Consider the following 18,179-nt stretch of genomic DNA (forward strand, 5'->3'; position numbering starts at 1 on the left):
ATTGCTCAACGGCGAAACTGTGTCCGCCTGCGTTCGACGCCTCTAGTTTCCCATACTTTGGAACAGAGCTAAGCATGTGTGTCGTAAGGCCGGTTGAACGTGCGATGGAGGCCACATGAGCATGATCCTCTCCACCATCGGTTATGAGGCTGCGACGCTGCCCGAGGTGATTGCCAAGCTGCGGGCGGCAGGTGTGGAAGTCGTCGTGGATGTGCGCGCGGTCGCAGCCTCCCGCCGGGCGGGGTTCTCGAAATCGATGCTGCGCGCCTCATTGGCGGTCGAGGGCATCGGCTACGAGCACCTGCGTGGGCTCGGCACGCCGAAACCGGGTCGGGAAGCGGCCCGCAAGGGACTCATCGCCGAGATGGAGGCGATCTTCGCCGAGCACATGGCGACCCCTGAGGCGCAGGATGCGCTAGCCTTGGCGACGGCGATAGTCCGTGACCGGCCCGCGGCGCTCCTGTGCTTCGAGGCCTGCGCCTCGGGCTGCCACCGCCGGATCGTGGCCGAGATGATCCAAGAGACGACCGGGTGTGAGGTGAGGGATCTGTAGTAGTCGAACTCGACCCACGCCGGTGAGCCCAGCGGGCCGAGCGGGCCACGCTTCTCGCAGGGGCGGAATGGACACCCTGTCAGCGGACCAGCTTTCTCACCCCGCCCTGTTCCAGAACATGCCCTAAGAGCTGATCGGCCTGGGCCGCTCGCCCCCTGCCGCTGTCGGGAAAGGGACAGGGCAGGGGGAGGCCAAGTGGCAAAGAGATAGGTCTAGGAAAAAGAGCCGAAAATGGCGGTCGTCAAAACGCTCGGGTCGCACACTTGGCGCTAAGGCCAACTCGTCACTTGCTGAACTAAGCAGGCCTCTACACTGGGGCGGGATGTCGTGCTGTTCCTCTGGGAACATCGTCTTGGCGGGACGAACATTAGGTGCGACAAGCGCCTGCCCCCAAGACGAAGCCCAGCGTCGTTGCAAACGCGGAGCATTTCGCCATGAGGCTCCACCTCTTGACTTAGAGTTCCTGCATGGCTGGCCCGTCCTTAGCAGGCTCGCGTCCCAGTTCCTGCAGGAGAAAGTCGCGCAGCCGTGCCGCGAGGCGGCTGGGCTCGCCGGGCCCCGACACGAGGCTCAGGTCGAACATGGGCAAGGGCGGCAGGCCCTCGGCCTCGCCGAGCCGCGTCAGGCCGGGCGGAACAGAGGCCTCGACCAGACCGACAACCGCGAGCCCCGCCCGTGCTGCGGCCAAGACCCCCAGGAGGCTCGGACTGGAGCAGACCACCCGGTAGGCGCGGTCCGCCTTCTGCAAAGCTTCGACCGCGTGCCGGCGCGCGATGTCGCCCGGCACGAAGAGCGCCACCGGAAGCGGCTCGCGCAGCCATGCCCCGTGCTCCGGCGTGGCGGCCCAGACGAAGCGCTCTCGGCGCAGAACCACGAAGGATTGATGCGGCTGACGCGTGACAAGAGCGAGGTCCAGCCGGCCGGCCTCGAGATGCCTCAGGAGCGCCGGCGAGGGATCGCAGGAAAGCTCGATGTCCACGAGGGGATGCTCCTGCGCGAATCGCGCCAGCACCGGCGGGAGAAGAAAGGCCGCGTAGTCCTCGGGTACGCCCAGGCGCACCAGCCCGGCTTCCTCGGGTCGGCGCAAGCTCGCCAGGGCCTCGTTGGAGAGACGCAGGAGCCGGCGGGCATGAAGGAGCAACTCCTCCCCGGCCTGGTTGGGCCGGAGCGTCCGGCCGTCGCGGTGGAACAGCGGGCGTCCGATCTCCTCCTCCAGCCGCTGCATCTGCATGCTCACCGCCGATTGGCTGCGCCCGACACGGGAGGAGGCGTGCAGGACGCTGCCGCACTCCACCACGGCCACGAAACTTCTCAGAAGGCTGAGGTCGAGAGGCTCGGGCATAATGTATCAATCGGGTTGAGATGATATCTCAGTTCTATTCGTTTGCCTGTTCCTGGACGCAAGCTCTATCTGACGTGGGTCCCTCGTTCAGGATCAAGCGTGAGACGATGATGCGTTACGGAACAGGCATGGCGCTGGTGCTCACGGCGGGAGTGTTGTGGTCGTTCCAGGGGCTCATCATCCGCCATATCGACGAGGCCGGGTCCTGGGCCGTCATGGTTTGGCGCTCGGCCGGCATGCTGCCGGTGCTGCTGGGCTTCCTTGCTTGGCGCGCGGGCGGCTCGCCGCTCCCCGCGATCCGCAAGGTGGGCGTCGCCGGGGTGCTGGGCGGCCTGGGCCTGATCGGCGCCTTTGGCGGCGCAATCACCGCGATCCAGTCCACAACCATGGCGAACGCCGTGTTCCTCTTCGCGGCCTCGCCCTTCCTGGCCGCGCTCCTGGGCCGGGTGGCGCTGGGCGAGCGCGTCACGCCCCAGACCTGGGCCGCCATCGCCGTGGCGCTGGTCGGCATCTTTGTCATGGTCCGCGACGGGCTCGCGGGTGGGGCGATCGTTGGCAACGTCGCCGCGCTCCTCTCCTCCTTGGGATTTGCCATCTTCACGGTCACACTGCGCTGGCGCCGGCTCGACGACACCCTGCCCGTGGTCCTCCTAGGCAGCCTCTTCTCCATCATTGCGGGCATCCTGCTCGCCACCCAGATCGGCCAGCCGATGCTGGTCCCGGTCCCCGACGCGCTCTGGTCCATGTTCATGGGCGCGGTCACGCTGTCGGGCGGGATGGTCCTCTACACCATGGGCAGCCGCGTCGTCCCCGCCGCCGAGCTCACGCTGCTCTCCAATACCGAGGTAATGCTGGCTCCCTTCTGGGTCTGGCTGCTCCTGGGCGAGACTGCGAGCGCCGGCACCTTCGCAGGCGGCGCGATCCTCCTCGCCGCCCTCCTCTTCAACGGCCTCTCGGGCGCGCGGCGGCTGGCGCAGGCCTGATGGAGGTCACGCCTCTCAGGTTCCGCCTAGTCCTGAGGAGCCAGATGCGGTGAGACACGAGCCGGCCGTTTGAGTTCTGCCGGAGTTCACATGGGCGGGACAGAGACGCATCGGGGCGATGACGTTCGCGACGAAGCCAACTCGGCTGCCGCCAAGTTGATGTCAGCGGCGAGGGATTAGCAACAAGTCGGGGTCGAGCCGTATGGCAACGTGGGCTCGGTCAGTGGTCGTCGCGGCTCGAGCGGACCGCGACAGCCAGGGCCTCCAGCAAGGCGCGAAACCTCTCATCCACATCGTCCGCCGATGGCAGCGGAAACGCCCGATGCAGGGACGATCGTATCAGGTCATCCTCGGGTGCGCGCGGCTCCAGAGGATTGAACCGGATGCCCGAGACTTGAACGTATCTGCGGGCCATAAACGACGTCCCAAGACGTTACAAACGTGGAGCCAACGCCCGAGCGAGTCAGGCCGTCCTGGTATCGCGCCCATTTTGGGAGAGCTCGTCCTCTACCGAGACAGACAGAAGCCCTCCGGAGGCTCACAAGGACCGAGTGGGGTTGGCGCGTAGACCATGGATCTCGGACGCAGTCTAGGCGCCGGCGACATTGGGCAGTGCCAGCATCCGCGGGAGCGTCACTCCGCCAGCACCCATCGGGCGAGTTGCTCCACATTCCTGCAGAAGGTCTGATCCATCCCAGGGTCCTCAGGCCCAGCAGACGCCGCCAGGAGGTGCCCGTGGACATAATCAATCAGGAGCGCCAAGCCGCGGTCGGCCATAGACGGATCACGCAAGGCTATCTGCTCCCTCACCCATGCGCTGAACCGCTTCAGCTCTTCGGGCATGAGGTCAGGCCGGGCAAAAAGCGCGGCCACGGCGGCCGGATGGTGGCGTGCTGCCTTGGCATAGGCGAGAATGGCCGTCGCAACCTCCGCCGCAGGGGCCCGTTGGTTGCCGGCCGGCACCTCGAGACCTGCGTGGGCAGCCGCGATCACCCGCGCCAGGAGACCGTCCCGTCCCCCGGTGTGGTGGGATACCGCCATGGGGGTCACACCCAGCCGCCGCGCCACGCCGCGCAGGGTCACCGCTGCCTCACCCGCCTGGTCCAGGAAGGCGAGCCCGGCCGCAACAATGGCCTTTTCGTCCAGCGGAGCTGTTTCTACACGTGGCCGGCCCCGGCCCCTGCTCGCTGGCTCGCTCTTCTTCTCCACCATGCAAGCCTTACGCTGGCGACGCCACGCTGTAGTGGGACTGCACGAGCCCCGAAGGGAAGGCTTCCGTTCGCTCGTGGACAAGCCGCAAGTCTCGGTCGAGAGGTCCGAAGAGCGGCCGCCCCGTGCCGATCAGCACGGGTGCGCGCGTGAGGATCACGTCCTCGATCAGGCCCTCGGCGAGATAGGACCGGATCACCGCGCCGCCATCCACGTAGGCCCGACGCCAGCCCTCGCGACTGAGCCGCTCGAAGAGCGCCCGTGGTGGCTCGCCGGTGATCCGAACCCGACCTGCCAGCTCGGCAGGGACGTCCGCGTCCGCCAAGCTCCGCGACATCACCACAACCGGCTTCGAGTAGGACCACGGCCCAAGGGTCAGCACGCTCTCGTAGGTGCCGCGGCCCATGATGATACCGTCCATGCGAGCAATGAATGCGTCGTAGCCGTGGTCCTCGTCCCCAGGATCGGAGGCGAAGAGCCAGTCGAGGCCGCCATCCAGTCGGGCGATGTAGCCGTCGAGACTCGTGGCGATGAAGATGTGACCCGTCATCATGACTATCATCTCTCTGATAATGATACAGTGTATAATATATGAGCAACGTGCCGCGCTACCCCCTTTGAAGAGGTGCGACATCCTCGCGGGTAGGGGAGGAGATGGCTCATAGGTTCCGCTTGAGTGCCGGCCCGCGAGATCCGCACCAATGGGTCCAAGAAGGAACAAGGCGGTCGGCCGTGAGATCGCATCTGAAGCCAATACAGTCTGACCCCTAGGCCATGACCGATAGAGTCGGTCGCAAATCTGCCTCTTGAGACGAGGGTTGCGATCCGACACGAGGCGACGAGATCAGAAAAGGTTTCGCTCTGAGAGAGGCCTTGAGTTCGCCTCAGTGACTAGGACGGGTCAGGTTTCCCGCCGTGGACAAATAGAGCGCAAAGCGGTTCATCCGGACCCGCACTTAGCCGCGGAGGTCTGCGGCTTTCTCGGGATCCGTTCATGCGTGCCTTGTCGCTCCTATTCATCCTATTGGCCGTTCCCGCCCTGGCGCAGGGGGTGGAACTCGTGACCGAGGTCCGGGCCGACCTCGACGAAGATGGCGTGCAGGAGACCTACACCCTGCGTGAGAACGGCGACCTCGTGGTGTCTGAGGCGGGCTGGGAGCGGGTTGTTTCTGATGCCGCGTTTGTCGGGCCTGTCGCGGGGCAGCAGCCGAGCCTTGGGATCAGCGTATTAGGCTCGGTGCTCCTCACTTCCATGAACGAGGGGTTGGGACGGGACCGCAGGAGCATGACGCTGACCATCGCCCATCGCCAGGGCGACTGGCGAATTGCAGGCTACAACTACGACTTCTACGACCCGATGGACCCCGACACCTGGGGCCACTGCGACCTGAACCTGCTCACCGGCGAGGGCGTCGCCGAAACCAATGAAGGCCCGCTCGCGCCTGTGGCTCCCTCGGCGCCACCACTCTGGAACTGGCGTGCCTCCGAACTGCCTCTTCCTATGGGCAACATCTGCTTTGACGGCCGGGTGGTCCCATGATCCGCCTGAGCGCAATTCTCATGCTTCTTGCCGTACCGGCCTTTGCGCAGCAACCGGGGCCGTCTGTGCGGGCCGACTTGGACGGCGACGGCGTGGAGGAACTCTACACCTTGCTCCTTGAGGACCCCGAAGCCGCCGACCCGTCGAATAAGGCTGATCTTGCGGTGCAGACAGCAGAGGGCATCCGTGTGGTCGAGGACGTCGTCTGGCAGGGCCGCTACGACGCGGGCCGGCCGGAGCTCGACGTCGGTCCGGAGAACACGCTCCTCCTCACTGCTATGAACGACGGCTATGGGCGCCATCGCTGGTCCGAGACGATCACCATCGCCCACCATGACGATGACCTGCGCGTCACGGCGGTCAGCTACGGCTGGTACGACCCGCTGGACCTCGATGCAGGCGAGACCTGCGAGGTCGACCTCTTGTCAGGGCGAGGTCACGTGACGACACCCCAGGGCAGCCGTGCGATCGCAGCGCCCTTTCCGCCGCCGCTTCTGGTAGCGTCCACGGAGGTGGTGGACTTTCCGGTGTAGGCGGGGTGGCCATCGGGATGTGCGGCTAAGGTGGAGTTGTCCGACTTCACCCTGAGCCACGAGGACCCGATGACCGACGACAGGATGGCGCTGATGGAGGCGCTGCAAAAGGCCGATGATGGCAACTTTCTCCGCTCCCTCGCCGAGACGGTTCTCCAGATCCTCATGGAGGCCGACGTGGAGGGACTGATCGGAGCAGGACGATACGAGCGCAGTGGCGAGCGTTCGACTTGGCGCAACGGCTATCGCGACCGCTCGCTCGACACCCGTCTCGGGCCGCTCAACCTGCGCATCCCCAAGCTCAGGACGGGGAGCTACTTCCCGCCCTTTCTGGAGGCGCGGAAGACCACCGAGAAGGCGCTGGTCTCGGTGATCCAGGAGGCGTGGGTCGCCGGGGTCTCCACGCGCAAGGTCGACGACCTGGTGCAGGCCATGGGCCTGAGCGGGATCAGCAAGAGCCAAGTCTCGAAGCTGTGCAAAGAGATCGACGAGCGGGTGGGCGCCTTCCTCAAGCGCCCGCTCGAAGGCGAATGGCCCTATCTCTGGCTCGATGCCACCTACCTCAAGGTCCGCGAGGGTGGCCGCATCGTCAGTGTGGCGGCCATAATCGCCGTGGCCGCCAACCGGGACGGCCGGCGCGAGATCGTGGGCCTGCACATCGGTCCTTCCGAAGCGGAGACCTTCTGGGCCACGTTCCTGAAGGACCTCGTCCGGCGAGGCCTCAGGGGCGTGAGGCTGGTCATCTCGGACGCCCACGAGGGCCTCAAGGCCGCCATCCAGCGGGTGATCGGCGCCACTTGGCAGAGGTGTCGCGTCCACTTCATGAGGAATGCGCTCGCGCACGTGTCCAAGGGCCAGCACACGGTCGTGGCCGCTGCGATCCGGCAGGCCTTTCTCCAGCCCGACCACAAGGCCGCATCAGAGACCTGGAGGCACGTGGCCGACCAGCTCCGGGTCCGCTGGCCCAAGCTCGGTGCCCTCATGGACCAGGCTGAAGCGGACGTGCTGGCCTACATGACCTTCCCCAGCCAGCACCGGGTGAAGCTGCACAGCACCAACCCGCTCGAGCGCCTGAACAAGGAGGTAAAACGAAGGGCTGACGTCGTCGGCATCTTCCCGAACGAAGAAAGCATCATCCGGCTCATCGGCGCTGTGCTCCTCGAGCAGAACGACGAGTGGCAGCTCCAGCACCGCTACATGCAGGTCGAGGCCATGGCCGAGCTCGATGTCCCGCCGACCGAGAACCCTACCCTCATCTCCACTGAAGCCGCGTGACCATGGCCACCCCAGCTACACCCGAAATCTCCACCTCATTGACGGACGTGACCCCGCTTCTGTGGAACTGGCGAGCCGGAACTTTTGACTCTCTCGAGGTCTGCGGATTTACGTGAATTGCTCGGCAGAATGAGATGTTTGCGGCGGCCCTATTTGGCTCGAAGGAGCCGTCGGTGAACACCGCCGACATCCGGTGTAGGCATAATGCCAGGCACCAGCTCAGTCTGCAGATCGAGTTGCGGCGGAGGCCAGGACATGCTGGAGATGCCGCTCAAGCGCGGCGATCTCAGCCTCGGCTGCCCGCTGCTCAGAGCCATGCTCCATAGCCATGGCTAGGCTGTCCTCGACTGCAGTCAGGGCCTCGGCATTGGCGGCCCGAACCGCGACGGCGTCAAACTCTTGGACCACGCCAGATGCTGTCCTCTGCCCAAGCGACGCCTCTCGGGCGCGGTCGAGGATCTGCGCCTGTACGGCTTGCGGCTCCCAGAGCTCAAGGGTGTCCGTCAGCATCGAGCGGATCCGTAGGGTCAAAGTCCTGTTGTTCTCCTGGATCGTTTGGAACGCCGCCAGTGACTGCCGGGCCAACTGACACGTCAGCTTAAGGTCGCGGATTCGGCGCTCCAGGCTGTCCCGAGCTCCACGCAAATCGCGCAAGGCTGCAGCCAAGACTGGCTGCCGTTCGCTGGATGCGGCCCCAAGCTCCTCAGAGCGGGCCGGGAGGATCTCGCTATCGAGTTCGGCCAGGGTGATCTGGCCCGCCTCGATATGGGCATTGAGATCATCAAGAAAGGCGAGGACCTTCGCGGAGATCACGTCGAGCGAACGGAGCGTCCGAAGGAGCTGGCGCTCATGCTCCACGAGGGTCTCGCGCAATGCATCGACCTGGGCCTGCAGCGCCTCGACGCGCCACAAGGTTTGGGCCAGGGGCACGGGACGCTCCCACAACTTCCTGCCCAAGACGGGCAGCCGCCGGCCCCACCAGGACCGATGGCTCTTGGGGTTGCTCTCCTCGTCCTCGAAGCCGCGCAGCGCGTCCACCACGGCCCTTAGCGCCTCGTCGGCAGCCGCGCTGTCCGCCGTACGCAGACAGGCGACCAGGCTCTGGCTCACAAGCTGAAGGTCTCTCTGCACCTTCACCCCGAAGGCCATGACCGTGGCGGAGCGGCTCAGGTCGAGCTCGGCCCTGGCGGCCTCGACGGCCGAGGCACGCATGGAGGCAAGGTTAGGATCGGGCGTGGTCATGGAAACCACACTCCCACATCCGTCCGCGACGCGCGATAAATTCTCCTGCGGTTCCAAGGGCCGGATAGCCCGAGGGCCGCCCTTCGACCTGCCCATGACCGTTCTTTCAGCCCTTTGCTTTCCTGACCTTACGGATCCACCAGTGCTTGATCTCCTCCTTCAAGACGGCCTTCGGCCCTTTTTGGCCGCCGGTGGCCTCGTCATCGGCCTCCTTGCCCTCGAAGTGCTCCTCCTCACCGTTGGCATCAGCACCGAGATCGGCGGCGACCACGACAGCGGCCTCGGGCTCGACGTCACCCCCGACGTCGGCGACCACGTGGCACCCCCTGCCAGTCAGGAGGTCGGGATCCACTCGGGCGCGACCAGCGGCAGCCTTCTCGACCTCCTGGGCCTTCGGGGCGTTCCGCTCACGGTCTGGCTCGCTTTTCTCGCGGCCTCTTATGCTGCCTTGGGCTTTGTGGCGCAGTCAGCCCTCAGCGCCGCCCTGGGTTGGATGCTACCCGCGTGGCCCGCTGGCCTCGCTGCGGCCGTTCCCGCGCTCCTGGTGACCGCGCGGGCGGCGCGGGTCCTCGCCGGGATGCTGCCTCGGGAAACCACGGCCGCCGTCTCGGAGAAGGCGTTCGGACGCCGCTTTGGCGACGTGACCGTAGGCGTCGCCCGCGCGGGAAGCCCGGCTCAGGTCAGGGTCACCGACCAGCACGGCAACCTCCAGTACCTCATGGCCGAGCCGCTCGATGCCAAGGACGAATTCTGCGAGGGCACTCGCGTCCTCATGCTGCGGGGTCCTGACGGCCACTACCGTCTCCTGGGCGCCGAGTAGGAAAACCCCGCCTCGACACAGGGCATGGGCTCGGGACATGCCTGACTCATTCAACCAAGACCTCTGACAAGTGGACCTTTCTCGATGACTGAATTGATCCTTGGCCTCGGCATTCCGGCCGCCCTCGTCGTCGTCGCCCTCCTCGTGGTGGGCTTCATCTTCGCGCGTCTTTATCGGCGCTCCACTCGCGAGATCGCTCTGGTCAAGACTGGGATTGGCGGCCGCAAGGTGATCATCGACGGCGGTACCCTTGTGGTCCCCGTCCTCCACGAGATCACCAAGATCAACATGAAGACCACCCGCCTCGAGGTGAAGCGCGCCGGCCAGTCGGCGCTCATCACCCTCGACCGTCTGCGGACCGATGTGGGCGCCGAGTTCTACGTGGCGGTGGACCCTACCGAGGAGGGCATCGCCCGTGCGGCCCAGACGCTGGGCGCCCGTACCTTTGACGAGTCCGCGCTCCGCGAGATGATCGAAGGCAAGCTCGTAGATGGTCTGCGCGGTGTCGCCGCCAAGATGACCCTCGACCAACTCCACGAGAATCGCTCGGAGTTCGTCCAGCAGGTGCAGCAGGCTGTGGGCGAGGACCTCAAGAAGAACGGCCTCGCGCTCGAGTCCGTGTCGCTCACCGCGCTGGACCAAACGCCGCTCGAGGGCCTCGACGAGAACAACATCTTCAACGCCGTCGGCATGCAGCACCAAGCCGAGCGGATTGCCGAAAGCCGCAAGAAGCGCGCCCAGATCGAGGCCGAGGCCCAGGTCGCCGTGGCTCGGAGCCAACAGGAAGCTGAAGTCCGCACCTACGAGATCCAGCGCACCCAGGAGCAGGCCCGCGTCGAGCAGAGCGTGCAAATGCAGGGCCTCAAGGCCCAGGAAGCTGCCGAGACCGCCCGTAAGAAGGAAGAAGCGGATCGCGCCGCTGCCGAGGCCCGGATCGCGCGCGAGAAGGCGATCCAAATCGCCGAGCAGGAGCGTCAGCGCGAGGTCGAGATCGCTGAACAGAATCGGCGCATCGCCATCGCCCAGAAGTCCGAGGAGGAGAGCCAGGCCCGCGCTAAGGCGGACGAGGCCTCGGCCCAGGCCGTTGCGGCGAACGAGAGCATCACCACGGCCCGTGAGGTCGCCGAGGCCGAGCGTCGCCGTCGGATCACCCTGATCGCCGCCGAGGAGGAGGCCCAGAAGGCCGCGACCGCTATCCGGGTGGCAGCCGAGGCCGAGAAGGCCGCCGCGGCCGACCGTGCCGCCGCGCTCCTCGAGACGGCTCGGGCCGAGGCCGAGCAGATCACGATCCGCGCCGAGGCTCACAAGTCCGAGCAGTTGGCCCAGGCCGAAGGCCTGCGGGCGCTCAACGATGCCGAAAACTCGATCGGCGCCAACGTGATCGACTTCCGCAAGTTCAAGGAGCGGCTCACCGCCATGCCTGCAATCATCGAGGCCATGGTCAAGCCAGCCGAGCGGATCGGTGCCATCACGATCAACAAGATCGAGGGCTTGAACGGCCCGGGCTCGCAGGCCGGCACCACTGGCGGGACTGGCATGGCCAGCCCGATCGGTAACCCGGTCGAACAGGTCTTCGACCAGATCCGCCACAACGCGGTGGCCATGCCGGTCCTCAACGCCATCGGAGCGGCGGTGGGCCTCAACGTCCAGGACGGTCTGGCCGGCATGATCCCGACCGAGGAACCATCGGCGGCGCTGGCTGGGCCTCCGGCGCCGGCCACCACAATTGCAGCCGAGTAACTCGGGAGCCGAGCCATATTGGATCAGAATCTGAGCGCCGGCCCCAGGGCTAGCGCTCCTCGTCTTTCGGGCAAGCGGGCGCTGGTCCTCGCGCTGGAGCGAACGGGCTGCGTTGGGGACCTGCGGCAGTTACGCCTCATCAATCGAACTCGAGTTGCCCGAACACCGCCGGGCGGCGAGAAGGCATCAACTCCTGGAGTATAAAGCGGGACTGGCCAATCGCTCGCCGCTGACCTAGCGCAAGCAGCCCCTGGCGCTGCCGGGGCTCGGCCGCTGAGACTTGGGATCACTTCCTGCCCGCGCACGTCGCTTGACGATAGACGATGCTACACGAACACGCCCGGCCGCTCCTTCCAAACACATCGGGTAGGAAGTCGGCGGACGCGGACACGACCGGTGAGCGGGGCCCCTAAGCGGAAGGCACCACCGTCTCGGGCGAGTCCACAATGAAGAGCTGGTTGTAGAAGGCGGCCTTGAGCACGGCCTGGGCGGTGGTCTCCGCGCCCAGGGCTTCGCGGGCCAGGCGCAGGTGTTTCTCGACGGTGGCGGGCGAGAGCTCCATGAGGAGCGCGATGTCCTGCGCGGTCTTGCCGTCGCCCACCCACTGCAGCGCCTCGCGCTGCCGCTCGGTGAGCTTCCGCGACCCGGCATGGGGCAGGGACAGGAGCTTGAGGTGGAAGACGTTGTTCACCGCCACGATGCTGGGCCCGTGCTCGGCCCAGATCGCGTCGGCGTCGTCCTGGCTCAGGCCTGCGCGGGCGCAGAGGCCGAGGCCACCCTTGGCGCGTGGCATCAACGAGCGGAAGCTGATGGTGTAGCCGCAGGTCAGGCCCATGCGCTGGTTGAACTCGACCACCTTGAGCTCGGCCGGGCTGAAGCCGCCCTGGCGGGCCTTCTCGGCGAGCCAAGCCCAGGAGCAGGCGCCGTCGTTCTCGAGCGCCCAGCGGATCATCGGGCTCTGGAGGTAGAGACCCCGGCCGAGGTAGGGGCGCACATGGGCGGGCGGCAGGTTGGTCAGGACAATCAGATCCTGCGGGTCGCCCACCGAGCGGCCGTTGCGGTAGCGCGTGTAGCTGTAGAGCAACCGGTCAAAGCCGAAGGCCGCCATGGCCTCAAGGTGCAGCTGCCACAGGCTCTCGACCGAGCCCGCCCCGTTCACGCGATCCAGATGAGCGACGATGTCCAGCGTGGGGGCGGGGATAGTATGTCCTAGGTTAGGCGCACAGAGTTCAGACGTCACAGCGTCACCGCGCCTCCCCACCCAGAGGCCATGCGCAGCCAGCGCGACCGCAGCATGTGCGCCAGCTGCACGAGATTGAGGACGAGGAACACGCAGTTCCAGGCCACCACGTTCATCATGGGCTCGGGCTGGTTGTAGAAGTAGGTCACGACACAGGACGTGCCGACCACAGACAGCAGTCGCAGCCGAAGCATGTCGGTGGTGAAGTAGCCCAGGACAAAGAAGAGGTTCGCGGCGTTGATCAGGACGTTCATGGCAGAAACTCAAAAATCAAAGCTCAAATGGCGAGCCCGCCACGGCGGAGGACCGGTGGCGCGGGCTCATGTGAAATGCAGGCGGGCGGAGCCACTAGATGGGGGCGGCGCAATTGCCGCGTCAGTCCAGCAGAACCTAGGCGCTCTATCGCGCCGCAGGCTCTCGGCAACAAGTCAGGAAATCAAGACCACGGCTCGCAGAAGGAAGGCACGACACGCACGGCGCAGCCAGTCCGGTCTTGCTGGGTCATCCGTCCCTCGCAGTAGCAGGCGTCGGCACCCGGCGGGTCGTCGAGCACAATTGAGTCCGGCACCACTTGTCGGGCTTGATTTGCAGCTTCGACGAGGAGGATTTGGAGGACCTGCCGACGCCGGGTGAGATCCCTCTCCCGCGACCGGATAGTGGCCACCCCAAAGTAGCTGACCTGTGACATCTTGATCGAGACGTGGTTGTCCGGTGCGCCGCGACGCATGCGTCTGTAGCCACCTCGGCGTAGCAAAGGCAGGGCATTGCATAGAGCCACCCATCGGCTTACAGACCCTCGATTGTGGCCGCCGGCCTTAGCCGCCGTCGCGCCACAGGACGACGGCTGACGGGCCGCGTGCCCGTTCCTCGTTTCTGGATGGCCTATCCTCGTGCCCGATCTCTCGGTCTGCCCTGAATCTTCAAGGCCCTGCGCTTGCCCAGAGGCTTGATGAGCCCCACATGGGGTGGATATCTCCAGCCCTCGCGTGCGATCCCTCCGGCCGTGGCCTCCGCTACGTCGGCCAGCCCCGTTTCCGACGCCGCTGCCCTTCCGCAGAGCGGCGAACGACCCCCACCCACCGTCCATCGCGGACGCAACGCGGAACCCTAAGGATGTAATACCCTTCATGACCACGACCGGCGAAAAGAAGACCCTGAGCCTTGGCCCATCGAGCGCCCGCCCCTCTCCCCTGAAACCAGGCTTTGCCCCGAGCCGCACCAAGGCCGTGGTGGTGGAAACCCGGGACGGCAAGCGCGTGGTGGCCCCGCCTCCCTCGCCCAAGCCCAGCCTGACGCTGGGCGTCCGATCCGCCCCGCTGGGCGTGACGCCCCGCACGCCGGTCGCTCCCGAGGAGCCCGCCAACCGCCCCGCCGGGATGTCGGCCGCCGAGCTCGAGCGCCGCGCCAGGGTCCTTGCCGCCGCCCGCGCCCGTGAGGCCGAAGAGGCCGCGCAGCGTGCCGCCGAGGAGGCAGCCCGCGAAGAGGAGCGCACCCGCCGCCGCGCCGAGATCGAGGCCCGCGAGCAGGAAGAGGCAGCCCGGGCTGCGGCCGAGGTGGCCCAGCGTGCCGCCGAGGAGGCCCGCGCCGAGGAAGCACGGATCAAGGCTGAGGCGGACGCCCGCGCGAAGGCTGAAGAGGAGGCCCGTGAGCGCGAAGAGGCGGCCCGCGCTGAGGCGGCTCGCCGCCAGGCAGACGAGGAGGCCCTCGCCGCTCGCCGGGCCGCGGCTCAGGCGTCCGCTTCAGCGGCCCGTGCCCCTGTTCGCCCGAACCCCTCGCCGATGCGGTCAGCCGCCCGCGGCATCGCCGCCCCCGGAGGAGCGGCCAAGCGGCCGGCCGGCCTGTCGGAGGCCGAGCTTGAGCGTCGCCGGAAGGCGCTCGCCGCGGCCCGGGCCAACGAGGCCGAGGACACCGCGCGTCGTGCGGCCGAAGAGGCGGCTCGCGAGGAGGAGCGCGCCCGCCGCCGCGCCGAGATCGCGGCCCGCGAGCAGGAGGAAGCGGCTCGTGCCGAGGCCGCCCGGGTCGAGGCGGAGCTCAAGGCCGTGGAAGCCGCCCGCAAGGCTCAGGAGGACGCCCGGCTGGCGATCATCGCCGCCCGCAAGGCGGCGGCTCAGGCCGCGCCGACGTCCCGCGTCCAGATCGAGCCCGGCCCGCCGCCCTCCGAGGAGGACCGCCGCGCCGCGCTCCAGGCCCGCCGGCCCGACCGCGACAAGGGCGATGCCCGCGGTGCCGCCAAGGAGAAGGCCGCGAAGCCCGCCCGCGAGACCGAAGAGCGTCGCGGCGGCCGCATGACCCTCAACCAGGCGCTGGGGGACGGCGATCGCCGGCAGTCGATGGCCGCCGCGCGTCGCAAGCAGGAACGCGCCCGGGCGAAGGCGATGGGGACCTTCGAGGCCCGCGAGAAGATTGTGCGCGACGTCCAGCTCCCCGAAGCCATCACGGTGGCGGAGCTGGCGGGCCGCATGGCGGAACGCGTGACCGATGTCATCAAGGCGCTCATGCGCATGGGCGTCATGGCCACCCAGAACCAGACGCTTGACGCCGATACGGCCGAGATCCTCATCGAGGAGTTCGGCCACCGCGTCGTTCGCGTGTCCGATGCGGACGTGGAGCAGGCGATCGACACGGTCGTCGACGCGCCCGAGGCCCTGCGTCCGCGGCCCCCGATTGTCACGATCATGGGCCATGTCGATCACGGCAAGACCTCGCTGCTCGACGCCATCCGCAAGACGAACGTCGTCTCCGGCGAGGCGGGCGGCATCACCCAGCACATCGGGGCCTACCAGGTCACCGCCGAGTCCGGAGTGATGCTGACCTTCCTCGACACCCCCGGCCACGCGGCCTTCACCTCGATGCGGGCCCGGGGCGCCAACGTCACCGACATCGTGGTGCTGGTGGTCGCGGCGGACGATGCGGTCATGCCGCAGACGGTCGAAGCGATCTCCCACGCCAGAGCGGCCGGCGTGCCCCTGATCGTGGCGATCAACAAGATCGACAAGTATGACGCCGACCCCCAGAAGGTCCGCACGGCCCTCCTCCAGCACGAGGTCGTGGTCGAGCAGTTCTCGGGCGACGTGCAGGACGTGGAGGTCTCGGCCAAGACCGGCCAGGGCCTCGACAGCCTCCTGGACGCCATCGCGCTGCAGAGCGAAGTCTTGGAACTCAGGGCCAACCCCGAGCGCACAGCGACGGGCGCCGTGATCGAGGCCAAGCTCGACGTGGGCCGCGGCCCGGTGGCGACCGTGCTCGTGCAGAACGGCACGCTCAAGAAGGGCGACATCTTCGTCGTGGGCGAGAGCTGGGGCAAGGTCCGGGCGCTGATCGACGACAAGGGCCAGACCGTGACGGAAGCCGGTCCATCCACGCCCGTCGAGGTGCTGGGCCTGGCGGCCACGCCGCAGGCCGGCGACGTCCTCAACGTGGTCGAGACCGAGGCGCAGGCCCGCGAGATCGCGGACTACCGGGCCAAGGTTGCGCGCGACAAGCGAGCCGCGGCCGGAGCGGCTCAGACCCTCGAGCAGCTGATGGCGCGGGCCAAGGCCGACGCGGCGGGCGCGGAGCTGGCCCTCGTGGTCAAGGCCGACGTCCAGGGCTCGGCCGAGGCGATCGTGCAGGCCTTGGAGAAGGTCGGCAACGAGGAGGTGCGCGTGCGCGTGCTCCACTCGGGAGTGGGCGCCATTACCGAGTCCGATGTCGGTCTGGCCGAGGCCTCCAAGACGCCGATCATCGGCTTCAACGTCCGCGCGAACGCCTCCGCCCGGGCTTCGGCCCATCAGAAGGGGGTCGAGCTCCGCTACTACTCGATCATCTACGACCTGGTGGACGACATCAAAGCGGCGGCGTCCGGCCTCCTCAAGGCCGAGGTGCGCGAGAAGTTCATCGGCTACGCCCGCATCCTCGAGGTCTTCAAGGTCTCGGGCGTGGGCGGTCGCGGGCTGCCTCGTCACCGAGGGCGTGGCGCGCAAGTCGGCCGGGGTCCGTCTGCTGCGGGACAACGTGGTCATCCACGAAGGCACGCTCAAGACGCTCCAGCGCTTCAAGGACCAGGTCAACGAGGTCCAGTCCGGCCAAGAGTGCGGCATGGCCTTCGAGAACTACGACGATGTCCGCCAAGGCGACGTCATCGAGATCTTCGAGCGCGAGACGGTCGAGCGGACGCTCTGATCCGCCCGACATCGCCAGGAGCGCAGAGAAGGGGCTTGGAAACAGGCCCCTTCTGCGTTTCTAGAGCAACTCACTTCAGCTAGAGAGAATGCAAATAGGATCCGCAAGCCGCCTGGCGCTCGGGGCTTTCGTTGGTCACGCCGTCGGCTGAAACGTCCACGGTGTGGGTTAGCGCATCGCGGGATCCCTGAGGGCTGCCAGCTGGGACCCGGGCCCGGAGTCCACGGTGCTCTGAGCGAGAACGCAAACTGAGGTTCAGTGCGGAGTACAACATCTTCACCCAAAGGGGTCCCGGGATGCGCCCATCCGCAGCCCTGCCAAAACCCCGTCCCGCAGTCGAGAAGGCAGGATACCTTACTTGCCGGAATGCGGCCGCAGGTGACAACTCCTCGCAGGAGGATCCACCATGGTGATTTTAGCGATCGTGTCTGGGGTTGCAGGCTTTGCGGGCAGTCGGATGGGGCGGACGGGCCGTGGCTGGTGCCGCGTGCTCGTATCCGCCTTGGTGAGCGCGGCCGTGGGCCTCGGGGCCGGCTTCACCCTTGTCATGGTTCTCGCAGGCATGCTCGGTGTTGTGCCAACGGCAGATGGCAACCTCCCGATCGTGCTGAAGGCCCTAGCAGGCTGCTGAAAAACCATCTTGGGGTACCCCAGCGTGGAACAGTGTCCCATACCCCGACCACTGATGAACGACAGGCGGTACTCAGTTACTATCCTGATGGGAAGAAATTCTGCGCGGGCAGCCATGCACCCCCGCTCGTTGGAGTTTTTCAGCAGCCTGCTAGGGCTAGGGATCTTCTTTGGTGGCCTCATGGCCCGCAACGCCCAAATTGGCCGGCCTAAGCCGCGAAACGCCTGATCTGTGACGATACAATGGCAGCGCTGCTTGCCAGGTCCATGGCAGCCTCCAATGTAACCGGCTGAAAGGATCGGCCAGATCATTGGAATAGCGGGCCTTGGTCGACGTCGAGGTCATCGCGAGGGTTGAGGACGCTTACATCAACTTCATCAACGCTTGGGCAGGCTTACTCAGGGCCCGGAGACCACGAAACGAGTAGCGCGCCGGAGGTGCGGTAGAGTTGACTGGCTGGCTGCGGAAGAACGCCCCATCCTGGGTGCAGCCGGTCCGTGAGGTCGCGGCCGAGTAGAGCGGCCGCGGGATCGCACGCCAAGGCAGACCCGCGCCAGAGTCAGGGGCCGCCGGCGACGCTTCCCTCAATGGCCGCCACGAGCACATCGAGATCGACGGGACCGTGGACGATCAGCTGGTCCCCGTTCATAATCACCTTGAGCTCCGGGGAGGTGTCCGCCTGTCTCAGCCGCTCGTCGATGCTTGCCGTGCGGATCTTCTCTTCCATGAGGACCTCCTAAATGCCGTTCCGGGAGGAATGGCAAGCGCCCGCTTGGGTTCCGGAGCGAAAGGGAGCGGAATGGTCAGCACCGGGCGCAGGCCTGCAGGCTGTTCCCCACGGGGGGCTCTGTTGAGCAATTCGGCGTAAGACGCATCTGCCCCTGACCCCCGTCGGCTTTATGCAACGCGC

At 66.7% G+C, this 18,179-nt stretch carries 15 protein-coding genes and 1 pseudogene; 8 read left to right on the forward strand and 8 right to left on the reverse strand.

Going from position 1 to position 18,179, the window contains the following annotated elements; all coding sequences use genetic code 11:
• Positions 1 to 115 precede the first annotated feature (115 nt).
• Complete coding sequence (locus RUMESO_RS03930) at positions 116 to 553, forward strand: DUF488 domain-containing protein (protein WP_211262777.1); 438 nt, start codon at positions 116 to 118, stop codon at positions 551 to 553.
• Between the two features lie 454 nt (positions 554 to 1,007).
• On the opposite strand, the gene RUMESO_RS03935 is transcribed toward RUMESO_RS03930, so the two are convergent.
• Entirely contained in the window at positions 1,008 to 1,895 is an 888-nt protein-coding gene (locus tag RUMESO_RS03935; protein ID WP_051520997.1) for a LysR substrate-binding domain-containing protein, read from the reverse strand.
• A gap of 128 nt (positions 1,896 to 2,023) precedes the next feature.
• Between RUMESO_RS03935 and RUMESO_RS03940 the strand changes: the two genes are divergently transcribed.
• Entirely contained in the window at positions 2,024 to 2,878 is an 855-nt protein-coding gene (locus RUMESO_RS03940; RefSeq protein WP_245639133.1) for a DMT family transporter, read from the forward strand.
• Between the two features lie 633 nt (positions 2,879 to 3,511).
• Here RUMESO_RS03940 and RUMESO_RS03950 read toward each other — a convergent pair.
• Both RUMESO_RS03950 and RUMESO_RS03955 read right to left on the reverse strand, forming a co-directional pair.
• On the reverse strand, positions 3,512 to 4,090 hold the full coding sequence (locus tag RUMESO_RS03950) for a TetR/AcrR family transcriptional regulator (protein WP_051520998.1): 579 nt from the start codon (positions 4,088 to 4,090) through the stop codon (positions 3,512 to 3,514).
• A 7-nt stretch (positions 4,091 to 4,097) separates the two neighbouring features.
• On the reverse strand, positions 4,098 to 4,640 hold the full coding sequence (locus RUMESO_RS03955; protein WP_037278183.1) for a dihydrofolate reductase family protein: 543 nt from the start codon (positions 4,638 to 4,640) through the stop codon (positions 4,098 to 4,100).
• A gap of 441 nt (positions 4,641 to 5,081) precedes the next feature.
• On the opposite strand from RUMESO_RS03955, the gene RUMESO_RS03960 reads away from it, so the two are divergent.
• From RUMESO_RS03960 to RUMESO_RS03970, 3 genes are all read left to right on the forward strand, one after another.
• Positions 5,082 to 5,627: a hypothetical protein gene (locus tag RUMESO_RS03960; protein WP_051520999.1), complete on the forward strand. Its 546-nt coding sequence runs from the start codon at positions 5,082 to 5,084 to the stop codon at positions 5,625 to 5,627.
• Positions 5,624 to 6,160: a hypothetical protein gene (locus RUMESO_RS03965; RefSeq protein WP_037278184.1), complete on the forward strand. Its 537-nt coding sequence runs from the start codon at positions 5,624 to 5,626 to the stop codon at positions 6,158 to 6,160. The genes RUMESO_RS03960 and RUMESO_RS03965 overlap by 4 nt, the downstream gene beginning before the upstream one ends.
• A gap of 69 nt (positions 6,161 to 6,229) precedes the next feature.
• Positions 6,230 to 7,435: an IS256 family transposase gene (locus tag RUMESO_RS03970; protein WP_037278329.1), complete on the forward strand. Its 1,206-nt coding sequence runs from the start codon at positions 6,230 to 6,232 to the stop codon at positions 7,433 to 7,435.
• Between the two features lie 219 nt (positions 7,436 to 7,654).
• Here RUMESO_RS03970 and RUMESO_RS03975 read toward each other — a convergent pair whose 3' ends face one another.
• Both RUMESO_RS03975 and RUMESO_RS26820 read right to left on the reverse strand, forming a co-directional pair.
• Positions 7,655 to 8,677, reverse strand: coding sequence for a toxic anion resistance protein (locus tag RUMESO_RS03975; RefSeq protein WP_037278186.1), 1,023 nt, complete (start codon positions 8,675 to 8,677; stop codon positions 7,655 to 7,657).
• Positions 8,678 to 8,783: 106 nt separating this feature from the next.
• Positions 8,784 to 8,993 (reverse strand): hypothetical protein, encoded by a 210-nt coding sequence (locus tag RUMESO_RS26820; protein ID WP_245639144.1) that lies wholly within the window; start codon positions 8,991 to 8,993, stop codon positions 8,784 to 8,786.
• Between RUMESO_RS26820 and RUMESO_RS03980 the strand changes: the two genes are divergently transcribed.
• The gene (locus RUMESO_RS03980; RefSeq protein ID WP_245639142.1) at positions 8,901 to 9,497 is read left to right on the forward strand and encodes an OB-fold-containig protein; all 597 of its coding nucleotides are present in this window, start codon (positions 8,901 to 8,903) and stop codon (positions 9,495 to 9,497) included. The two genes, RUMESO_RS26820 and RUMESO_RS03980, sit on opposite strands and share 93 nt — an antisense overlap.
• An 84-nt stretch (positions 9,498 to 9,581) precedes the next feature.
• Positions 9,582 to 11,237, forward strand: coding sequence for a flotillin family protein (locus RUMESO_RS03985; protein ID WP_051521001.1), 1,656 nt, complete (start codon positions 9,582 to 9,584; stop codon positions 11,235 to 11,237).
• 409 nt (positions 11,238 to 11,646) lie between these two features.
• On the opposite strand, the gene RUMESO_RS03990 is transcribed toward RUMESO_RS03985, so the two are convergent.
• Both RUMESO_RS03990 and RUMESO_RS03995 read right to left on the reverse strand, forming a co-directional pair.
• Positions 11,647 to 12,396 (reverse strand): autoinducer binding domain-containing protein, encoded by a 750-nt coding sequence (locus RUMESO_RS03990; RefSeq protein ID WP_245639134.1) that lies wholly within the window; start codon positions 12,394 to 12,396, stop codon positions 11,647 to 11,649.
• 77 nt (positions 12,397 to 12,473) lie between these two features.
• Complete coding sequence (locus tag RUMESO_RS03995) at positions 12,474 to 12,731, reverse strand: hypothetical protein (RefSeq protein ID WP_037278187.1); 258 nt, start codon at positions 12,729 to 12,731, stop codon at positions 12,474 to 12,476.
• Between the two features lie 1,524 nt (positions 12,732 to 14,255).
• On the opposite strand from RUMESO_RS03995, the pseudogene infB reads away from it, so the two are divergent.
• A pseudogene (gene infB / locus RUMESO_RS04000) lies at positions 14,256 to 16,638 on the forward strand (translation initiation factor IF-2).
• A 1,190-nt stretch (positions 16,639 to 17,828) separates the two neighbouring features.
• On the opposite strand, the gene RUMESO_RS24900 reads toward infB, so the two are convergent.
• Positions 17,829 to 17,996, reverse strand: a complete 168-nt coding sequence (locus RUMESO_RS24900) for a hypothetical protein (protein ID WP_156362667.1) — start codon at positions 17,994 to 17,996, stop codon at positions 17,829 to 17,831.
• Between the last annotated feature and the right edge of the window lie 183 nt (positions 17,997 to 18,179).

Source organism: Rubellimicrobium mesophilum DSM 19309, assembly GCF_000600335.2.
GTDB lineage: Bacteria > Pseudomonadota > Alphaproteobacteria > Rhodobacterales > Rhodobacteraceae > Rubellimicrobium > Rubellimicrobium mesophilum.